The following is a 17,933-nucleotide window of genomic DNA, read 5'->3' on the forward strand; positions in this document are numbered from 1 at the left end:
GCGTCGGGGTCGGAAGACCCCTCCCACAGAACCCCGGTCCAGGCTCGGGCCGCGGGTCGAGAGCACGCCCCCTGTAGGAGCGGTCTTCTGACCGCGACCGCGGCGCCTGAGCGGCAGACGGCGCTTGATCACAGGCCCCGTCGGGGTCGGAAGACCCCTCCCACAGAACCCCGGCGCGGGCTCCGGCCGCGGATCCGGCGCAGTTCCTGTGGGAGCGGCCTTGGCCGCGACGGGCCTTCGCAGTCCGCCGGCTTCGATCCAGGGTGCAGTCGGAGTCGGGAGACCCTCCGACAACGACGCAAGCGCGATCAGGTCAGCGAGGCAGCCGCCGGCAGTTCGAGCACGAATTCGGCGCCGCCGTCCGGGTGGTTGCGGGCGACCAGTGTGCCGCCGTGCTGTTCGACGATGCCGTAGCTGATCGACAGGCCGAGGCCCGTGCCCTTGCCGACCGGCTTGGTGGTGAAGAAGGGTTCGAAAATGCGGGACAGGTATTCATCGGGAATGCCGGGGCCGTTGTCGCGCAGGGTCATGCGCACGCGCTCACCGGTGGCCGTGCAGGCGATGGTCAGTTCGGCGGTGCGGCCGTCGGCACCGGCGGCATCGCAGGCGTTCTGCAGCAGGTTCATCACCACCTGCTGCAGCTGGCCGGCGCTGCCCATGACGACGCAGGGCGCGCCGGCTTCCCAGTGCATGTCGACCGCCGCTGTGGTGCCCTTGCGTATCCAGTGGATTGCGCGCTCGATCACGGTATTCAGGTCGACCGCGGTGCGACCTTCCGGGTCCACCGCCGAGAAGCGCTTCAGGCCGTTCACGATGTCGGCCGTGCGTTGCGCGCCTTCCATCGTGCCTTCGATCAGCGACGGCAGGTCCTTCAGCAGATGCTCGATGCGCAGCCTGGTGCGCAGCTCGCCCAGTTCCTCGTCGGAAGCGCCCGCATGTACCGCGTCGATGTAGCGACCCATGCGTTCGCTGTACTTCTTCAGTGCGTGCACATTGCCGAGCACGAAGCTGATCGGGTTGTTCAGTTCGTGCGCAACGCCGGCCACCAGACGGCCGAGCGAAGCCATCTTTTCCGAATGCAGCAGCTGTTGCTGCGCCAGCTTCAAGGCCTCGTGCGCTTCGCGCAGCTCGTGGTAGGCGCGTTTCAGCTCGGCCGTCGGCCGGCCGACGAACACGGTGCCGGCGCGCTTGCCGTTGCGTGCGAAACGCGGCGTCAGGTTGGTGTCGACCGGCACCGGCCTGCCCTCGGCGTCGCGCAGGTTCAGTTCGACCGCTTGGCCGCGGCGCGACGGGTTGGCGTCGTCGAGCACGCCGCGCATGCGGGCGCGGCTGGCGTCGTCAGCCAGCAGCGCGAACACCGGCGTGCCGCGCAGCTCGTCGTCGCTGCGGCCGACCAGTTCGCACAGTGCGGCGTTGGTTTCCTCGATCTCGCCGCGTTCGTTGCATACCAGCAGCACGTCCGACATCGCCGACATGACGCTGAAGATGAACTGCTGCGACTGTTCGAGCTCGACGTTCTTCTGCTCCAGCGCGATTTCGTCGCTGACCAGCTGCGAATACACCTCGTCCATGCGCTGGATCACGTCCAGCCAGGTCGATTCGTCCACGCCCTCGATGTGAGCACGCGCGATCAGGGCGTCGGTGTCGGCGGATTTCGGCAGATCGGTCATCGCGGCAGCGGGCAGGTGTCGTCAACGGCGCATCGTAGCGCCGGCAGCGCGCCGCCAGTGTCCGGGCGGCAGGCCGAAACGCTGCGTGAAACGGCGGGTGAAGGCGCTCTGGTCCGCGAAACCGGTGTCGAGCGCGATGTCGCCGAGCGAGCGCGTGCGGTCGTCGAGCAGTGCGAGCGCAGCGTCCAGGCGCAGGCGGACCAGGTAACGGTGCGGCGGTTCGCCGAAGGCGTCGACGAAGAGGTCGTGGAAGCGGCGCGGACCGTAGCCGAAGCGTTCCGCCATTAACTGCAGCGACGGCGCCTCGCCGGCGTGGCGGCGCAGCCAGGCGTCGATGCGGTCGACCGGAAAGCGGCGCGCGTCGGCGGCGGCGGATGCGGCATGCAGTCGCTGCGCCAGGTCGTCAGCAAAACGGGTGGCGAGCAGCCAGTGACGCGGCCGCGACACACGCTCTCCGGCCAGCCCGAGCAGCGGCTGCACGCGCCGGCGCAGCGCGGCGTCGATCGCGAAGGCGCGCGGGCGTCGGAACAGCGACGCCGGCAATGCGACCGACGCCGCCGGCAGATCGACCACCAGCTGGCGGTTGGCCGCGTCCAGCCCGCGGTAGTCGTGCCGGGTGCCGGCCGGAATCACCAGCCCGGCGCCGGCATCGACGCGGTGCAGGTGGCCGTCCACCTCCAGTTCGGTACCGCCGTCGCCGCCCAACACGACCTGGTGAAAGTCGTGCGCGTGCCCGGCCGGTTCGGCCGCGTAGCAGCGGGTATCGACGTTGGGATCGGCAGCGTGCATGACATGACTTTCAGCGACGCCGGCACAGTAGCATGCCGCCCAGCGCCAGCGCGAAGCCCGCCATCTGCAGCGGCGCCAGCCGTTCGCCGAACAGCAGCGCCGCCTGCGCCGCGGCCAGCGGCGGCGCCAGCAGCACCAGCACGCTCACCTTCGCCGCCGAGCCGCGGCGCACCATCCATACCAGCAGCGTGCTGCCGATGGCCGACAGGCCGAGCACCGCCCAGGCGAGCGCCGCCCACAGCGCGAGGCCCGGCACCCACAGCGACTCGCCGAGTGCCAGCGCGATCACCAGGCAGACCAGCGCACCGCCGGCGTTCTGGATGGCGCTCGAACTGAACAGGTCGGCGGCGGCTATGGAGCTCTTCTGCACCAGCGTGCCGGCGGTGATGCCGGCCACCGCCACCAGCGCCACGCCGACAACCAGCGGCGACAGCGCCTCCGGGCCGACGCTGGCCAGCCGCGGCGCCAGCACCAGTACGACACCCAGCGCACCGGCCAGCAGACCGCCCCAGAAATGGCGGCCCAGCGGTTCGTCGAACAGGCGCTGCGCGATCAGCGCCGTGAACATCGGCTGCAGCGTGGCGAGCAGCGCCATCACCGCCGGCGACAGCCCGTGCGCCACCGCCCAGTAGCCGCCGCCCATGTACACGCCCTGCAGCAGCGCACCGGCCAGCAGATGTTTGGGCCACTGCGCGCGCGCCGGCCAGACGGCACGCAGCGCGAACGCGATGGCGCTGTACAGCAGCGTGGTCAGCGTGAAGCGGGCGAGCAGGAAGAGAGCCGGGTCGGCCACGCCGTCTATGGCCCGCGCGACGATGAAACCGGTGGACCAGACGAGGACGAAGAGGGCAGGGGCGAACAGCGCTGACACGGGCGTACGGGCGAGGCAAAGACCGCAGTCTGCCGCCGCCGGTGCCGGCCTGTCTTGTCGAAAACTGCAGCGAGCTGAGCCGGGGACCGGCACAGCACGTACAGATTGTGCGGTACAGATGCGCGCGCCGGCGGGCTGTGATGATTTCCCGCTATCGCTTTGCATATATGTAATCGGCAATTTCAGCACGGCAAGGTCCGTGCATTCGATGAAACAATTTCCATTCACTGTGATCGCATCAAGCAGGGCGTCCTCGACGGGCCGTCCATGCCGGGCTCGTATCGCCGATGCACGGCGCTCCCGGCACCTTGCAGGAGGTCTCGATGAAATGCCCCTCGATTTTTCCGACCGAGCCTGAGCGGCTCGAAGCGCTGTCGGCCTACGGGCTGGACAGCGACCACCAGCTACCCAGCCTCGACCCGGTGGTGCGCATCGCCGCCCGCATGTTCGGCATGCCGGTCGCCGCGGTGAACCTGATCGGCAGCGATCACGTGTTCTTCGCCGCCAGCACCGGTATCGACGAAGCGGTCGACATGCGGCGCGACGTGTCCTTCTGCGCGCACGCGATCAACCAGCACGACGTGATGGTGGTGCCGGACGCACGCCTCGACGAACGCTTCCACGACAATCCGCTGGTCACCGGCAGCGCCAATCTGCGCTTCTACGCCGGCGCGCCCTTGCTGGCGCCGGACGGGCACGCGCTCGGCGCGCTGTGCGTGATCGACAACCGGCCGCACGACGACTTCACCGAAGAGGATCGCGAGCGGCTGCGCGAACTGGCGAAGATGGCGGCCGACCGCATGGAACTGCGCCGCATCGAGGTGTCGCCCGAACACGGCCGCCCGGCGTTCGACGACTTCGCGAAGAACGCACCGAACCCGCTGATCGCCTTCGACGCAGCGGCGAGGCTGATCGGCTGCAACAGTGCAGCCGCCGCGCTGCTCGGTCGCTCGCCGACGCAAGGCCTGGGCGAGCCGGTCGATGCACTGCTGCCCGAACGCGACCGGGCCGCCTTCCGCGACCTGCTCGCCCGTGCCGTTGCACAGGGCTCGCTCGAAGGGCTGGACGTGCCGAAGGACATCATCGGACTGCGCAGCGACGGCGTCGAACTGCTGCTCGGGCTGACGCTGTTCATGCACCGCGAGGCGACGGGCGTCACCTTCAGCGCCCACCTGCAGGACTGCACCGAACGGCGCGAGCGGGAAAACGCGCTGCGCCGCATGGCCAATACCGACGGCCTGACCGGCCTGGCCAACCGCGCCGGCTTCTTCCGCCGCGTCGAAGACACGCTGACGCGACCTCTGCCGGCTGCCGTCGTCATGATCGACCTCGACGGCTTCAAGGACGTGAATGACACGCTGGGCCACGCGATCGGCGACAACATCCTGCAGGAGGTCGGTCGCCGCCTGGAGGCAGTGGCCGGCATGCAGGGTTTCGCGGCACGCATCGGCGGCGACGAATTCGCGCTGCTGCTGGTCGGCACCGACGACCCGGAAAGTGCCGCGATGGTGGCCCATATCGTGCTGCGGGCGATTGAGATGCCCATCGTCGCCGACGGCCACGAGGTGCGCGTCGCCGCCAGCTGCGGCATTTCGGTGGCGCCGCAGCAGGCCGACGAGGCGCTGGAACTGATAGGCAATGCCGACCTCGCGCTGTTCAAGGCGAAGAGCATAGGCCGCGCGCAGTGCTTCACCTACCAGCCGGCACTGCGCATGGAAGCGATGGCGCGCCGGCTGTACAGCATGGAACTGCACCGCGCTGCGCACGCCGGCGAGTTCCTGCTGTTCTACCAGCCGCAGGTGAGGCTGTACGACGGTGCGCTGACCGGCGCCGAGGCGCTGATACGCTGGCTGCACCCGGAACGCGGCCTGCTGTCGCCGGCCGCTTTCCTGCCGGCGCTCGAAGGTGGGCCGCTCGCCGCGACAGTCGGCGCCTGGGTGCTGGAAGAAGCCTGCGCGCAGGCTGCGTACTGGCGCCGCAACGGCGCGCCGGATTTCCGCATGGGCGTGAACCTGTTCGGCGCCCAGTTCCGCGTCGGCGATCTGGCAGCGCAGGTGCAGGCAGCGCTCGACAAGCACGGCTTGCCGCCGGAAGCACTCGAACTGGAAGTGACCGAGAACATCGTGCTCGATCACGACGACCTGGTGCTGGACACGCTGCAGCGCGTGCGCGCACTCGGCGTCGGCGTGTCCTTCGACGACTTCGGCACCGGTTACGCGTCGCTGAGCCTGCTCAAGCGCTACCCGCTGACGCGGATCAAGATCGACCGATCCTTCGTCGAGGGCATGCTGGAATCGGAGCGCGACGCCTCGGTCGTGCGCGCCATACTCGACATCACGCGCAGCTTCGAGCTGGACAGCATCGCCGAAGGCATAGAGCGCGACGTGCAGCGCATACGCCTGTTCCGCGAAGGCTGCGTGCACGGGCAGGGTTATCTGTTCGGGCAGGCACTGTCGGCGGAACAGTTTTCGCGCGCATTCGGACTGGCCGGCGGCAGCCGGAAGTCGAACGGCTGAGCGCAGGCCGGCTGGCTCAGTCCGCGGCCAGCGCCCGCAGCGGGGTGAGCAGGTCAGGCTGATCCGCGACGGGCAGGCCGAACAGGTCCTGCACCGTGGCGATCAGCGCGTCGCCGTCGGCCAGCGTGCGGCGCGCCACGCTGCCGTCGGCGCGGTATTCGGACAGGTCGCGGTTGAACAGCGTCCACCGGCGATCGACCCCGGCCCGCGCGAGCATCAGATTGCCGGTGAAGATGGACTGCGGGTGGGTGGACAGGAAGTAGCTCGACGCCTCGTAGTCGCAGCCGTGCATGTCGATGCGGCGCACGCGGTACAGATTCTTCCATTCGCCCGCGATCTGCGACTGCAGCCACCAGTAGTCGTCGCGCCGCAGCAGGCGGTAGGCGCCATGCGGCGTGCGCTGCTCCAGCCCGTCTTCCCAGCGCAGACCGGCGGTGACCGTGAGGCCGCCGAAGCCGACGTCGACGAGACGCTCGCCATCCGGCGTGTCGACATCGAGCAGCATGTGCGATTGCGGCGTCAGCGCGTCGTCGGGCTGCATCCACATGACGCGTGCCGCCAGTTCGCGCACCGGGTAGCCGAGCGCGCGCAGCGCATCGGCGAACAGTCGGCCGTGCTCGAAACAGAAGCCGCCGCGGCGGGCATCGATCAGCTTGGCAGCGACCGTTTCCGAGTCCACGGCGACCGGCTTGCGCCGCAGCGGGTCGAGGTTCTCGAAGGGGATGGCCATCGTGTGCGCAAGCACCAGCGCATCGAGCGTCGGTGCATCGGCGACCGGACGGGCGGCAGAAGTCCAGTCCAGGCGAGCAAGGTAGGCATCGAGAGGGAATTGGGTGGACATGGAGCAGGGCGATAGTCGACAGCCGCGCATGATGGAGCGGGCGGGGCGCGAAGGCCTGCGCAGCGCGTCACGAGTGGCCGACCGTGCCGGGTGACTTGGGGCTTTGTGGGCGCGCGCTTGCTCGCGGTTGCTGCTCATAGCGGAGCCGGCGGCCTGCATCGGTCGCGTCGCGGCCAAGGCCGCTCCCACCGGGATCGCGCTCGATCCGTGGTCGGAGCCGGGGTTTTGTGGGAGGGGTCTTGACCCCGACGGCAGCCTGCATCGAAGCCTGACGAGTGCGGCGGCCTTGTCGCGGCCAAGGCCGCTCCCACGGGGATCGTGCTCGATCCGTGGTCGGAGCCGGGGTTTTGTGGGAGGGGTCTTGACCCCGACGGCAGCCTGCATCGAAGCCTGAAGAGTGCGGCGGCCCTGTCGCGGCCAAGGCCGCTCCCACGGGGATCGCGCTCGATCCGTGGTCGGAGCCGGGGTTTTGTGAGAGGGGTCTTGACCCCGACGGCAGCCTGCATCGAAGCCTGAAGAGTGCGGCGGCCCTGCCGCGGCCAAGGCCGCTCCCACCGGGATCGCGCCCGACCTGAGGCCGGAGCCCGGATTCTGTGGGAGGGGTCTTCTGACCCCGACAGCGGCCTGGATCGGAGCCGGCGGACTGCGGCGGCCGTGTCGCGGCCAAGGCCGCTCCCACGGGGATCGTGCCCGGCCCAAGCCCTTTCGGCAGCTCTCGCTGCCTCCCACAACAGACCCGGGCGCCGAAGCCGCTACAGGCTGCCGCCGGAGAACAGCGCCTTCCTGATCACCGCATGCACACCCCAGTTGCCGTCGACCACCTGGGTGACGGCGAAGTCGACGCCGACCGACAGCAGCGATATCGCTTCGTCCTCGGTCAGGCCCTGGGTGTCCATCAGGAAGGCGCGGCTCTTGCGGAAGGCGTCGCGCAGCGCAAGGTCGACCGAGGACTTGGCGTAGATGTCGCTCTGCGCCTTGTCGCCCAGTTCGGCCAGGTAGTTCGCGAAGCTGAAGCCGTGGATCACCCACTCGTCCTGCGTTTCGAGCAGCGGGTATTCGAGCTTGGCGAGCGAGGTGCCGGCGAGATCGGCTTTCTTGTGCAGGATGAACTGGAAGGTGCCGGTCAGCGAGCACTCGATCGCGGTGCCACACAGTTCGGAATCGCCCTGGCCGGCGTGCGGGTCACCAACCGAGAACAGCGCACCCTTGACCGCCACCGGGTAGTACATCGTCGCGCCCTTGCCGATGCGCCAGTTGTCGATATTGCCGCCGGTATAGCTGGGCGGGATGGAATCGACCATGTCCGCTTCCTTCGGCGCGACGCCTGCGACGCCGAAGTGCGGCCGCACTGGCACGCGGATGTTCTTCAGCACGCCGTGGTTTTCCTTCACCGTCGAGTGATCAACGATGACGCCCGGGTAGTCGATGGTCTTGTGCACGACGCCGAAAGGATCGGTCTGCGGCGTCCATTGGAAGTTGTACACCGCCTGCGCCCAGTTGCGGTCCAGCCCGGCGTCGATTTCGTAGATGGTGATCACCTCGCGGTTCTTCGGCTCGGTGATCAGATCCTTGTAGTGGAAGCCCCACCAGGCCGCCGCGTTGACGCCGAAGCTCTTGCCCTTGTAGCTCGGGTTGGCGCTCGGCCGCGGCGCGACGTCGACGATGCGCACTTCGAGCACGTCGCCTTCTTCGGCGCCCTTCACGTAAACCGGGCCAGTGCATATGTGTACACCGAGGCCTTCGCCGGCGCCGCGCCCGAACAGGCTGGCGTCCATCGGACCGGCGCCGCGACGGATCACACCCTTCTTCTTCTTGTCCCAGTAGAAGACGCTTTCGGCGCCGGGGTCGCCCTTGATCATGCGCTCGTAGTCGTCGCCGGCGTGGTGGGTCAGCGTTTCGATGGTGACGAAGTCACCCGGGTTGATTTCGACCTGCGGCTTCAGCGATTTCGAGAAATAGCCCCAGTGCACGGTGTCGGCGCTGGCGGCGATGTAGTAGTGGTTGCGCGTCTTCATCGAGCCGTCGGCCTCGCGCGCCATCGACTGGCCGACCCAGCCGGCGCTCAGCGTGCCGAACCCCGCCGCCAGTGAACCCTTGAGCAGACCGCGCCGCGCCGGATCGGGTGGCGCGGGCGTGCGCAGTTCGGGCTCGCCGTTGCCGTCCACCTTCACCGTCAGGCGGCCGTTCGGATCGCAGAAGCTGCAGTGCTGGTGCGCGGGATGGGTGCAGGCAGACATGGGGCGTTCTCCTTCTGGTCAGTGGGGATGTGAAACACCGCGTGCGGCGGTGCATCAATCGTGCCGGATGGAAAAGCCTTGAAAATCAATGGGGATCCGCCGCCGAAGCGCACGGAAGGGGTGCGTTGCGCACTGCAACAGGGCCGCGACGCAACCTGAGCAGGGTTTGTGCAAACGGGTGAGGGTGCGATTGTGACGTGTAATAAACTTCGCGCTCCCCGGAATCCGCCCTCGCCGGCAACCGCCGCGAGCGCCTCCGGATCAGACGGTCAGACCGCCCCCGAAAGCGCATGGAACTCGAAAACTATTCCGATATTGAAAAGGCTGCGCTGCGCGGCCGCCGTGAAATCCTTCGTCTGGGCATCGGCCTGCTGTTCGTCGTCGGCACCATGATCTACGCCGCCCTCGGCGTGGGCCTGCAGGGCCCGGGCGGCATCATGCTGGTGGTGGCGGCCATGATAGGCGGCTACATGGCGATGAACATCGGCGCCAACGACGTGGCCAACAACGTCGGCCCGGCGGTCGGTTCGCGCGCACTGAGCATGACCGGCGCCATCGTCATCGCCGCCATCTTCGAAGTGGCCGGGGCACTGATCGCCGGCGGCGACGTCACCTCGACCATACGCGGCGGCATCATCGACCCGTCCGCGATCGCCGACAGCAACCGCTTCGTCTGGGTGATGACGGCCGCGCTGCTGGCCGGCGCGCTGTGGCTCAACATCGCCACCGCGGTCGGCGCGCCGGTGTCGACCACGCACTCCATCGTCGGCGCGGTGCTCGGCGCCGGCGTCGCCGCTGGCGGCATGGCCGCCGGCAAGTGGGACATGGTGGGCGGCATCGTCGCCAGCTGGATCGTGTCGCCGGTGCTGGGCGGTCTGGTGGCGGCCGGCTTCCTGTACTGGATCAAGCGCGCCATCACCTACCGCAGCGACATGGTCGCCGCCGCGCAGCGCACGGTGCCGGTGCTGATGGGCATCATGGCCGCGTCGTTCGCCACCTATCTCATCCTGAAGGGGCTGAACAAGGTGTGGAAGGTCGACTTCGGCACCGCCTGTGCGATCGGCGCCGGCCTTGGTGTTCTGACCTGGCTGCTGGTGCGCGCCCATCTGCGGCGCAACGCCTTCCGGCTGAACAACAGCAAGGCCAGCATCAATTCGCTGTTCGGCCTCCCGCTGGTATTCGCCGCCGCGCTGCTGAGCTTCGCCCACGGCGCCAACGACGTCGCGAACGCCATCGGCCCGCTCGCGGCGATCACCGACACCGTGCTCCATGGCGCCGTGTCCACGAAGGCCAGCGTGCCGCTGTGGGTGATGATGATAGGCGCCATCGGCATCGCCATCGGTCTGGCGCTGTACGGACCCAAGCTGATCCGCACCGTCGGCCACGAAATCACCGAGCTCGACCCGATGCGCGCGTTCAGCATCGCGATGGCGGCCGCGCTGACCGTCATCATCGCCTCGCAACTGGGCCTGCCGGTCAGCTCGACCCACATCGCGCTGGGCGGCGTGTTCGGCGTCGGCTTCCTGCGCGAATACATCAAGACCAGCTACGCGCAGACCCTTGCCGAGATCAAGAGCCACCACCAGGGCGCCGACAAGGAAGTCGTCGAAGCCTTCCTGAACGATTTCGACAAGGCCGACAAGAAGGGCAAGCGCGCGATGCTCGACGCGCTGAAGGCGCACACCGCGCAGGCGCATCTGTCCAAGCAGGAACGCAAGGCGATCAAACGCACGCACCGGCACGAACTGGTGAAGCGCTCAGCCCTGTTCAAGATCGCCGCCGCGTGGATCGTCACCGTGCCGGCGTCGGCACTGATGGCGGCGATGATCTACTACATGATCTTCGGGATCGTGCATGCGTGAGGGTGGGCACGCGGCCGGTTGAACCGCGCTTACTGCGCGTACATCGGCACGATGTTCCGACAGCGCTGTTCGAGCTGGTAGGCGATCTGCGCCTGATGCTGATCGCCCACCGGCTGGGCGCGGCGGATCGCCAGCAGATGTGAGCGCAGTTCTTTTCCGCTCAGTACATGCACCATGCCAAGTCCGATCAATTTCGTGGCGCCACGAAGATGATCGGAAACGCCCGCTCAGCCGCTACGCAGGAATCCGTCGCCCGCTGGATCGCCGTCTGGAAGTTCTCCAAGGGGCGTAGTCCTAAGGTGCTTACAGATCGCGCGGGGAGCGTACCCGGTAGCCGACGGCGAGGATGGCGTCGAGGTTGTAGCGCGTGACCGGTCGCTTCACCTCGCGCGAACCTTCGATCTGAACTACCGAGGAATCCTCGGTAGTTGCCGCACGACTCAACTCCGCATCTTCAAAGATGTTCTTCAGATGCAGGCCGGCATTGTCAGTCGTCACATCGAATCGCTCTGCCATTTCCCGCTACGTGAGCCAGACGGTCTGATCCTTGGCGCGCAACTTGATCTGGCTGCGTCCATCTTCGGTCGTTTAGAGAATCAGTTCGCTCATGATGTTGTTTGCGGCGCAGGTTCTGCTGCAGTTACGGCGTAGGTTCGGCGGCGCGTCGTCGACGCGATTGAAGCTGTTGCGTGCGCACAGCCAAGCTCAGGCAAACGTTGCTCGACGTTCAGGATGCACTGAAACCTGTCGAGCAAATCGACACATCCAAAATTCGTGCTTAAAAACCGGTTGAAAATCGACACGTTTTCCGGACGTGTCGATCACGTCGACGCGTCCCGCGCTCAACTGGCCAGTTCGTTGAACAGGGCTTCGTTGATGTAGTACTTCTCGCGGCCATGCTTCTGCTCGCGCAGGATACCCAGCCCGGCAAGCGTCTGCAGGTAGGTCGAAGCGGTCTGCCGCTTGGCGATGCCTGCGTCGACGACGAACTGGATCTTGGTGTACGTGTGCCGGAAGATGACCTCGATCAGGTCCTTGCTGTAGATCGCCGGTGAGGGGCAAGCCTGCCTTGGACTGGGTAGTCGAACGCCAGGGCGTCAAGACCGACAAGGACATCGGCATCGTCAACGATCCGAACGACTGGGCGGTCGAGACCATGGGCAACCCCCGTTACCCTCTGGAACTGTTCCAGCGCGTGGTTACCGTCAGTTTGGAAACGACGAGGATCGTAAGGGAACTGCCCGCGCTCGAGCTTTAGGCGCGGCCGCTATGTCTACTTGGCGCCCACCCGCCCAGTCGTCCTCCGCTCTGCTCAACCAGTGAGCCACGACTTGACCCGCGCCCAGAGGCTCTGCGACGAGTGGTTCGTCTGATGCATGGCTGCGCTAGGCGCACGGTCATCCATATGGGTAACTACGCTGGGTTGGGCGTCTGCCGTCTTGCCGAAATAGGCGGCTTTGGCCTTTTTGTCTCGGCGACGCTCTGCTTCGACCTGGGCGTTTGACCAAGGGCCAGCCTCCAGAACCCGGTTCCGGCGTATCACGTAGTGTGACCGGCACTTCTGGTTCCAGTTGCCCACCGACGGATCAAGCGAGACCGACTCACCGTCGAATGTCATGCGCCAGTCTGTCGGCGTAAACGGCGTCACGACTCGGTCGCCACAGCCGCAGCAGCACGAGTGAACTGCGGTCGCGTATTCCACCGAGATGTACAGCACGCCGGGATCCAGATCGCGAGGGACATTGCGGACGAAGCGGTGCTCCAGATTCTGGTGACGCATCATGTCTGGTCTCCATTGAGCAGCATGCCGCCATCGGTGGTGTACGTGCTGTGGTGTTCTTTTTCCAGATCGCGGTAGAAACCTCGGAGCTTCTTCCACTTCACCACTGCCAAGCACGCGTTCAGCGCATTCAGGTCGGCTACCTGGATGTTGGACGCATACGGGTCCTGGCCACCACCGCCGGCGAAGGAGATGCGGCCCAGATGGACGTGTTCGCGCTTCTCGGGCGTGCTAGTCGTGACGCGCAGGATGCCGCCGAGGCTGCCGTTCGTGAGTTCCAGGCCCATGCCGACGTCGATGAAGGGCACGCCTAGGGCCTCAAACTTGGCCACGACGGCGCGCTTCGCCTCGCCGGCATCCATGCTGACGAACGCAAAGGTGATGCCGTCCAGCAGGCCGAGCGTCTCCGCCTTCATCTCCACAGGGTGCGCCTCGATGAAGCGGTGCATGCGCCCGTAGATGCCCTTCAGGTAGTGCACCTTCATCGGGGCATCCCGCAACTCCTCCAGGGTCGGCGCACCGGGCGCACGGAAGGCGTTGTGCGACAGGAAGACGTCGGGGTCGAACAGGTGAATCTGCTTGACGGGCGTCTTCGCCACGAAGTCGAGGATGTAGCCGCCGGTCCCGCCGAGGCCGATGATGGCCACGACCTCCTGCTCCAGCTTGGCGGCCAGCGCGCCGATCCCGACGCGGCTGGAGGCCGTGTCGAGGTAGCTGAAAACGCTGGCCTCCTCTTCCTCGTCGCCGCCGCGGAACACGCGCGGGCTGATCCCCGGCTGCAGCACCGCGGCCGGCCCGGACACGATGGTCGCGTAGGTCGACATCTTGGCGTAGTAGTCCGGGTAGCCCAGATCGTTCGGCTTGCTGGAGAAGCTGAAACGTGCCTTGAGCCCGTGGCCAAGGTCGGTGTTCGGCTCCGCATGCGAGATGCCCTGCAGCCGCGTCCCGTCGGCATTGCACGGGAAGTCGCCGTCCCAGTTGATGACGTGCGTCTCAGGCTTGCGGGTTCGGTCGCCGGCCAAGTCAAGGGCCGACGACAGCGTGCCGAAGCGCACCTCGCGCTGCGCGTTGACGTAGGGCACTTTCAGCATCACCAGGAGGCTGCCCTGGATGCGCATGAAATAGCCCTCCGAACGAAGGCGGGCGAGGTCGGGATTAAGACTGAACAGTGCGGGTGACATTGAAGATCGTCCCTTGCTTCTTGACTTCGACGGAGCCGCCCTCGCCGAGCTCGCCGGCGTGGGGGAGCGAGGCCGCATTGCGGTAGGTCATCGAGAACTTGACGTTCGTCTCGCTGCCCGCATTCGGGTAGTACAGCTTGACCACCTGCTCGAAGGTGACGTGCTTGTCCGGCACGGACTTCTCTTCAGAGTTGACCAAGATGACGTAGCCCGTGTCCGGCTTGGGCGCGGTGATGAAGCGCTCGATGCCGGGGGCGTCGAGGTTGATGCGCTCATCCGGGTCGATCAGGCGGTCTTCACCACCACGAACCTCCAGGAAGACGGCCTCGTCCGGCGCGGCGTCGGCGAGGTCGTACAGGACGCTGCCCAGGATTTCGGCGCGGCCCCAGGCCAGCTGGCGGTCGTTGATCGAGAACTTGAAGTCGCGGTCGGACTTGAACGCGATGAAGCGCTCAGCGCCCTTGCCGCGCAGGTCGAAGGACTCGTCCAGGCGGACGTCCTCGAAGTCACCTGTGTCCAGGTAGGCGAACAGGATGTAGTCAGCGCGGTGGTCCAGGCCCGCGCTGGCCAGGATTTGCCGGCCGGTGGGAACCGGGTCCGGCACATCAATGTTGCGGAAGGTCAGCCCCTCCAGGGCAAACCGGATGCGGTAGGCAGAAGCCTCCCTCAAAGCACGACCCTCGCGGATCGCATCACCAACGTCGTCGTAGTTCATATGTTCCTCTTGGAGTCTGTAGGCAGCTCCACTGCTGCCCTACATTCACTCAATCGGATCGATCTGACGTCGCCGGTAAAACTTTTTTAGAAGGACTTCAGCAAGGTCCCTCGCGGCACGGCGCCGCACACGAAAAACGCCGGGCAGTTGGGACACGTCATGTCAGACGCCTCTGCCCGGAAGTTGCCAGCACGGATGTCGCCCAGGATGCCGCCCAACTTGGCCTGACTTTTGGTCAGTTGATTGGCCGTCAACACCAACGGCCTGGCGGCGGCGTCGGCCAGGTACACCAACTCCACGATTGCTTCCGGGAAGGCGGCGCGGGCCGCAAGTACAAACGCGGCGGCTCCGATGTCCTTGCCTGCACTACTGGTGGCGTGCCCGGTCTTGACCCGACGCAGCGTTCGAACCCCATTTCGCACCAAGACCTCGTCAGGCCTGACCTCAACCTCATGGTTGTCAAAGGTGATTCGCAACGCAGTGGGCGCTTCCACCAAGGCGCCGTTCCGCGACTCCAGGAAGTAGCCAAGCATCGACGACGCCATGGCACGGAACTCTTCAACGTAGCCGTGGCCATGGAGTCCATGGGCGACAATCGCCTCTGCAAGCAGCGCGTCGCACTGACCGGCTGAAATGGTGCCCTGGGCGATGACGGCCCTATATACGTCCCGGACGGCCTCATGCATCAACATGAAAGCGCTCACTCGACGGCGGCCGCCGACCTGCAGCAGGTGCGTGTACAGAAACCGCCGCCCGCACCCCTCGTAGAGCGCAATCGCCTCAGCGCTGAAGCGCGGCGTACCTGAGAAGTTCACCGGTATGTGCGCGACATCCGGGGCCGGCGGCAACACCGTCGATGGCGTGACGAGCTCTGGCTTTACGCCGCCGATTCGTTCGAGGAACTTGGACAACGGCCTGGAGGAGCCGTTGGACTTCGCCGTGGCGGCGTAGAACGCTAGACGGTCCCTGGCGCGCGACATTGCCACGTAGAAGAGGCACTCCTGCTCCTCGTTGTGCGCGGCTCGGGCAATTTCGTCTGGGCTGCCCTCCCCGCCCGTGACCATGCCGTTCGGCGGCGGGCACTTGGAGGGCCGGATGGCGCCCGGGATCGAGTCCTGATTCACACCGACCATGTGAACGACAGGGAACTCCAGGCCCTTTGACCCGTGGATCGTCATCAGGCGCACTGCGTCGATGCCCTGCGCCGCGGCAGGAAGTTGCCTGAGGTCCCTGTCATCGCGCAAGCGTAGAAGCCTTCGGACGCGCTCCGCCAGGCGCTGGATCGGGAGACCTTGGCCGTTGGGCTGGACCCGCACGAAGTTCATGAACTGCCAGATGGCGATGCCTTGGGCCTGGTCGGGAACGCTGGACGACACGGCAATGCGCGCAGCCATTCTGGTCCGGTCGAGCAATAGGGTCGCCAGCACCGTCCAGGGTTGAGAAGTGGCAGTGAAACCGTCCAGCGCGACGCCAAGTGCAGCCAGGGCGGCCTGCCCGCCTGGCGTGACGTCGGGTGCTCCTTGCAGCCATGCTCCAGGCTCAACCTCTACATTGCGCAAGTACTCAAACACGCGCACTGCGTCTTCAAGCGTCATCGCGAACTCGGGCCAGCAAGCGGTGCGAATCAGGCCCATTGCACGCCTGTCCACGAGGAGCGTCAGCACCGCAACCAGGTCCTTTATCTCGGTACGCTCGAAAAGGCTGCCGAGGAACAGTACGGGCACGCCGGCCCGCTCAAGCTCTTGGCCGGTGTCGGACAGCCTGTCATTGCCTCTGCAGAGAACCGCCTGGTCGCGATAGCGGAAGCCTGCTGTTCGGAAGCGCTCGATGCTGTCGACGAGCGCTGGCGTCACCAGTGCGCCACCACCGACCGTGGTGATTTCTGGCTTTGCGCCACCGGCGCCGCGGTCGGCTCTGAGCGCCGTGGCCCCGTCCGCTGCACTCATGGTGGCCGCGAAGGTCGAGAAGGCGCCGACGATTTCCGAGGTGGAGCGGTAGTTGATGTCCAGGCTGTCTCGGACCCCTCCTGGGAAGTCCTGGTGGCCAAACCGCGCCATGTTGAACGACGAGGCCCCCCGGAAGCGATAGATGGACTGCTTGGCATCCCCAACGACCCACAGGTTCTCCCCGGTGGGTTTGAGGGCCGTGAGCAGCCGCACGCTGCTTCGATTCACGTCCTGGTACTCGTCGACCAAGATGTGGTCATAATCGCCTTGCAGCTGGGTCCTGACCTCCTCGTCGCGCTCTAGCAGGAGCGCTGGCTGCATGACCAAGTCGCCGAAATCGACGCTCCCCGCCGTGGCCTTGAGCTCCTCGTAGAGCGCGTAGACCTTGGCAACCTCTTCTGCCTTCTCAGCGGCTTCGAGGGCGGCTGCGTCTGTCGCCGCTGCGCGCATGTCCTGAGCCAGGGCAAGGTAAGCATGAGGGCCAGTGACTTCGTCCTTGGCACGGAAGACCGCGGTCAGGATGTCGGCCACTGTCTGAGAGGGGTCGTACAGATTTCGGTAGTGCTTCAGGCCGAGCCGAGGGAACTCGTTTTCGAGCAATTCAACGGCCTCGGTGCGGTCCATGAGCCGAGGGTCCGCGGGTAGCCCACACCGGTCGTTGAACCGCCTGAGGATGTCCAGGCCGAAGCTGTGAAACGTACCAATGCACAGCGCGGCCGCTTGTTGTGGGCGCTTTTGCGCAAGCCGCTCTGCCATCTCTCCGGCGGCCTTGTTCGAGAAGGTAAGGAGGAGGATGCGCCTGGGGTCAACGCCATCGTCGAGCAAGCCCTCGACGCGGGCCACCAGTGTGCGCGTCTTCCCCGTGCCTGGACCTGCCTGGAGCAAGAACGCAGCGCCACGGTGTTCGGCCGCGGTTCTCTGCTTGTCGTTCAACGGTATTTCGACCGGTTCCGCAGCGACGACGTTCGGAAAGGCTGGGAGCAACAGGGCGTCCAGCATCTGCTGCGCGACGACTTCGAACGGGGCCCCAAGGCGCGCCGCAATGTCGGAGCAGGTTTGGCTTTGGGCTACATGCTGATCGACAACTACGTGCCGAGGAAGAAGAAGCTCCCGCGCAAAGAGGTCCATCTGGACCTCCCTTCGCTGGCGCCGACTGTAGTCTACGACGCGGTCCATCCCGACAGGTGCCGCTTCCGATGTACGGGCCGGGTCGATGTTCGCCACAGGTTCAGCCTCTTCTTCGCCGTCACCCAGTTGTGCGTGCCCGATTTCGTGCGCTACCAGGAACGCCTGTTCGAAGGGCGACCCTGTTTTCTCATGGACGATGAGGGGGACGTCGGGGTCAAAGTTGGCTCGCCCTCCATCGAGGAGTGCGCCACCTGGAGCGCAGCTTTCGACCTTGATGCCGAGGTCCTTGGCTATGCCGACAGCAAATTCATACGGTGACCACGGATTGCGTCCACTCTGAACGGCCGCGTCGTGCAGTCGCCGAGCGTGCTGCCTCCCCAGCTCTATGGGGTCCATG

At 66.2% G+C, this 17,933-nt stretch carries 15 protein-coding genes; 3 read left to right on the forward strand and 12 right to left on the reverse strand.

The window, feature by feature from the left end:
* Positions 1–308: 308 nt before the first annotated feature.
* The 3 genes from WJU27_RS16840 to WJU27_RS16850 are packed head-to-tail and all read right to left on the reverse strand — an operon-like array spanning position 309 to position 3,330.
* Positions 309–1,670 carry a sensor histidine kinase gene (locus tag WJU27_RS16840; protein ID WP_296813406.1) on the reverse strand — a complete coding sequence of 454 codons (1,362 nt, stop codon included), beginning with the start codon at positions 1,668–1,670 and terminating at the stop codon, positions 309–311.
* A 21-nt stretch (positions 1,671–1,691) separates the two neighbouring features.
* On the reverse strand, positions 1,692–2,459 hold the full coding sequence (locus tag WJU27_RS16845) for a helix-turn-helix domain-containing protein (RefSeq protein ID WP_341422833.1): 768 nt from the start codon (positions 2,457–2,459) through the stop codon (positions 1,692–1,694).
* Between the two features lie 10 nt (positions 2,460–2,469).
* Positions 2,470–3,330, reverse strand: a complete 861-nt coding sequence (locus WJU27_RS16850) for a DMT family transporter (RefSeq protein WP_341422834.1) — start codon at positions 3,328–3,330, stop codon at positions 2,470–2,472.
* A gap of 323 nt (positions 3,331–3,653) precedes the next feature.
* Here WJU27_RS16850 and WJU27_RS16855 point away from each other — a divergent pair, with 323 nt between their 5' ends.
* On the forward strand, positions 3,654–5,846 hold the full coding sequence (locus tag WJU27_RS16855) for a putative bifunctional diguanylate cyclase/phosphodiesterase (RefSeq protein WP_341422835.1): 2,193 nt from the start codon (positions 3,654–3,656) through the stop codon (positions 5,844–5,846).
* A 16-nt stretch (positions 5,847–5,862) separates the two neighbouring features.
* Here the strand turns inward: WJU27_RS16855 and WJU27_RS16860 are convergent, their stop codons facing one another.
* Both WJU27_RS16860 and WJU27_RS16865 read right to left on the reverse strand, forming a co-directional pair.
* Positions 5,863–6,687, reverse strand: a complete 825-nt coding sequence (locus tag WJU27_RS16860) for an arylamine N-acetyltransferase family protein (RefSeq protein ID WP_020162804.1) — start codon at positions 6,685–6,687, stop codon at positions 5,863–5,865.
* Positions 6,688–7,439: 752 nt separating this feature from the next.
* A complete protein-coding gene (locus WJU27_RS16865; RefSeq protein WP_341422836.1) occupies positions 7,440–8,924 on the reverse strand; it encodes an acetamidase/formamidase family protein in 1,485 nt (494 codons plus the stop codon).
* 290 nt (positions 8,925–9,214) lie between these two features.
* Between WJU27_RS16865 and WJU27_RS16870 the strand changes: the two genes are divergently transcribed.
* Entirely contained in the window at positions 9,215–10,786 is a 1,572-nt protein-coding gene (locus WJU27_RS16870) for an inorganic phosphate transporter (RefSeq protein WP_341422837.1), read from the forward strand.
* A 29-nt stretch (positions 10,787–10,815) separates the two neighbouring features.
* Here WJU27_RS16870 and WJU27_RS16875 read toward each other — a convergent pair whose 3' ends face one another.
* The 3 genes from WJU27_RS16875 to WJU27_RS16885 form a co-directional block, all read right to left on the reverse strand.
* On the reverse strand, positions 10,816–10,962 hold the full coding sequence (locus WJU27_RS16875) for a hypothetical protein (protein ID WP_341422838.1): 147 nt from the start codon (positions 10,960–10,962) through the stop codon (positions 10,816–10,818).
* Positions 10,963–11,089: 127 nt separating this feature from the next.
* Entirely contained in the window at positions 11,090–11,302 is a 213-nt protein-coding gene (gene rhuM, locus WJU27_RS16880) for a RhuM family protein (protein ID WP_341422839.1), read from the reverse strand.
* A 326-nt stretch (positions 11,303–11,628) separates the two neighbouring features.
* Positions 11,629–11,832, reverse strand: coding sequence for a hypothetical protein (locus WJU27_RS16885; protein ID WP_341423030.1), 204 nt, complete (start codon positions 11,830–11,832; stop codon positions 11,629–11,631).
* A 23-nt stretch (positions 11,833–11,855) separates the two neighbouring features.
* Between WJU27_RS16885 and WJU27_RS16890 the strand changes: the two genes are divergently transcribed.
* Entirely contained in the window at positions 11,856–12,044 is a 189-nt protein-coding gene (locus tag WJU27_RS16890; RefSeq protein WP_341422840.1) for a hypothetical protein, read from the forward strand.
* Positions 12,045–12,098: 54 nt separating this feature from the next.
* Here WJU27_RS16890 and WJU27_RS16895 read toward each other — a convergent pair whose 3' ends face one another.
* The 4 genes from WJU27_RS16895 to WJU27_RS16910 all read right to left on the reverse strand — a co-directional run bounded on the left by WJU27_RS16895 (position 12,099) and on the right by WJU27_RS16910 (position 17,932).
* Positions 12,099–12,569: a DUF6527 family protein gene (locus WJU27_RS16895; RefSeq protein WP_341422841.1), complete on the reverse strand. Its 471-nt coding sequence runs from the start codon at positions 12,567–12,569 to the stop codon at positions 12,099–12,101.
* Positions 12,566–13,747 carry a ThiF family adenylyltransferase gene (locus WJU27_RS16900; protein WP_341422842.1) on the reverse strand — a complete coding sequence of 394 codons (1,182 nt, stop codon included), beginning with the start codon at positions 13,745–13,747 and terminating at the stop codon, positions 12,566–12,568. The genes WJU27_RS16895 and WJU27_RS16900 overlap by 4 nt, the downstream gene beginning before the upstream one ends.
* The gene (locus tag WJU27_RS16905) at positions 13,722–14,462 is read right to left on the reverse strand and encodes a multiubiquitin domain-containing protein (RefSeq protein WP_341422843.1); all 741 of its coding nucleotides are present in this window, start codon (positions 14,460–14,462) and stop codon (positions 13,722–13,724) included. The genes WJU27_RS16900 and WJU27_RS16905 overlap by 26 nt, the downstream gene beginning before the upstream one ends.
* 86 nt (positions 14,463–14,548) lie before the next feature.
* On the reverse strand, positions 14,549–17,932 hold the full coding sequence (locus tag WJU27_RS16910) for a UvrD-helicase domain-containing protein (RefSeq protein WP_341422844.1): 3,384 nt from the start codon (positions 17,930–17,932) through the stop codon (positions 14,549–14,551).
* Position 17,933 lies beyond the last annotated feature (1 nt).

Source organism: Methyloversatilis sp. NSM2, from assembly GCF_038066675.1.
Taxonomy (GTDB): Bacteria; Pseudomonadota; Gammaproteobacteria; order Burkholderiales; family Rhodocyclaceae; genus Methyloversatilis; species Methyloversatilis discipulorum_A.

Bases quoted from the DNA above. Each gene is read 5' to 3' on its own strand.
- WJU27_RS16895 (WP_341422841.1), bottom strand. From the start codon at position 12,569: ATGATGCGTCACCAGAATCTGGAGCACCGCTTCGTCCGCAATGTCCCT.
- WJU27_RS16865 (WP_341422836.1), bottom strand. From the start codon at position 8,924: ATGTCTGCCTGCACCCATCCCGCGCACCAGCACTGCAGCTTCTGCGAT.
- WJU27_RS16900 (WP_341422842.1), bottom strand. From the start codon at position 13,747: ATGTCACCCGCACTGTTCAGTCTTAATCCCGACCTCGCCCGCCTTCGT.
- WJU27_RS16855 (WP_341422835.1), top strand. From the start codon at position 3,654: ATGAAATGCCCCTCGATTTTTCCGACCGAGCCTGAGCGGCTCGAAGCG.
- rhuM (WP_341422839.1), bottom strand. From the start codon at position 11,302: ATGGCAGAGCGATTCGATGTGACGACTGACAATGCCGGCCTGCATCTG.
- WJU27_RS16870 (WP_341422837.1), top strand. From the start codon at position 9,215: ATGGAACTCGAAAACTATTCCGATATTGAAAAGGCTGCGCTGCGCGGC.
- WJU27_RS16845 (WP_341422833.1), bottom strand. From the start codon at position 2,459: ATGCACGCTGCCGATCCCAACGTCGATACCCGCTGCTACGCGGCCGAA.
- WJU27_RS16910 (WP_341422844.1), bottom strand. From the start codon at position 17,932: ATGGACCCCATAGAGCTGGGGAGGCAGCACGCTCGGCGACTGCACGAC.
- WJU27_RS16905 (WP_341422843.1), bottom strand. From the start codon at position 14,462: ATGAACTACGACGACGTTGGTGATGCGATCCGCGAGGGTCGTGCTTTG.
- WJU27_RS16860 (WP_020162804.1), bottom strand. From the start codon at position 6,687: ATGTCCACCCAATTCCCTCTCGATGCCTACCTTGCTCGCCTGGACTGG.
- WJU27_RS16875 (WP_341422838.1), bottom strand. From the start codon at position 10,962: ATGGTGCATGTACTGAGCGGAAAAGAACTGCGCTCACATCTGCTGGCG.
- WJU27_RS16840 (WP_296813406.1), bottom strand. From the start codon at position 1,670: ATGACCGATCTGCCGAAATCCGCCGACACCGACGCCCTGATCGCGCGT.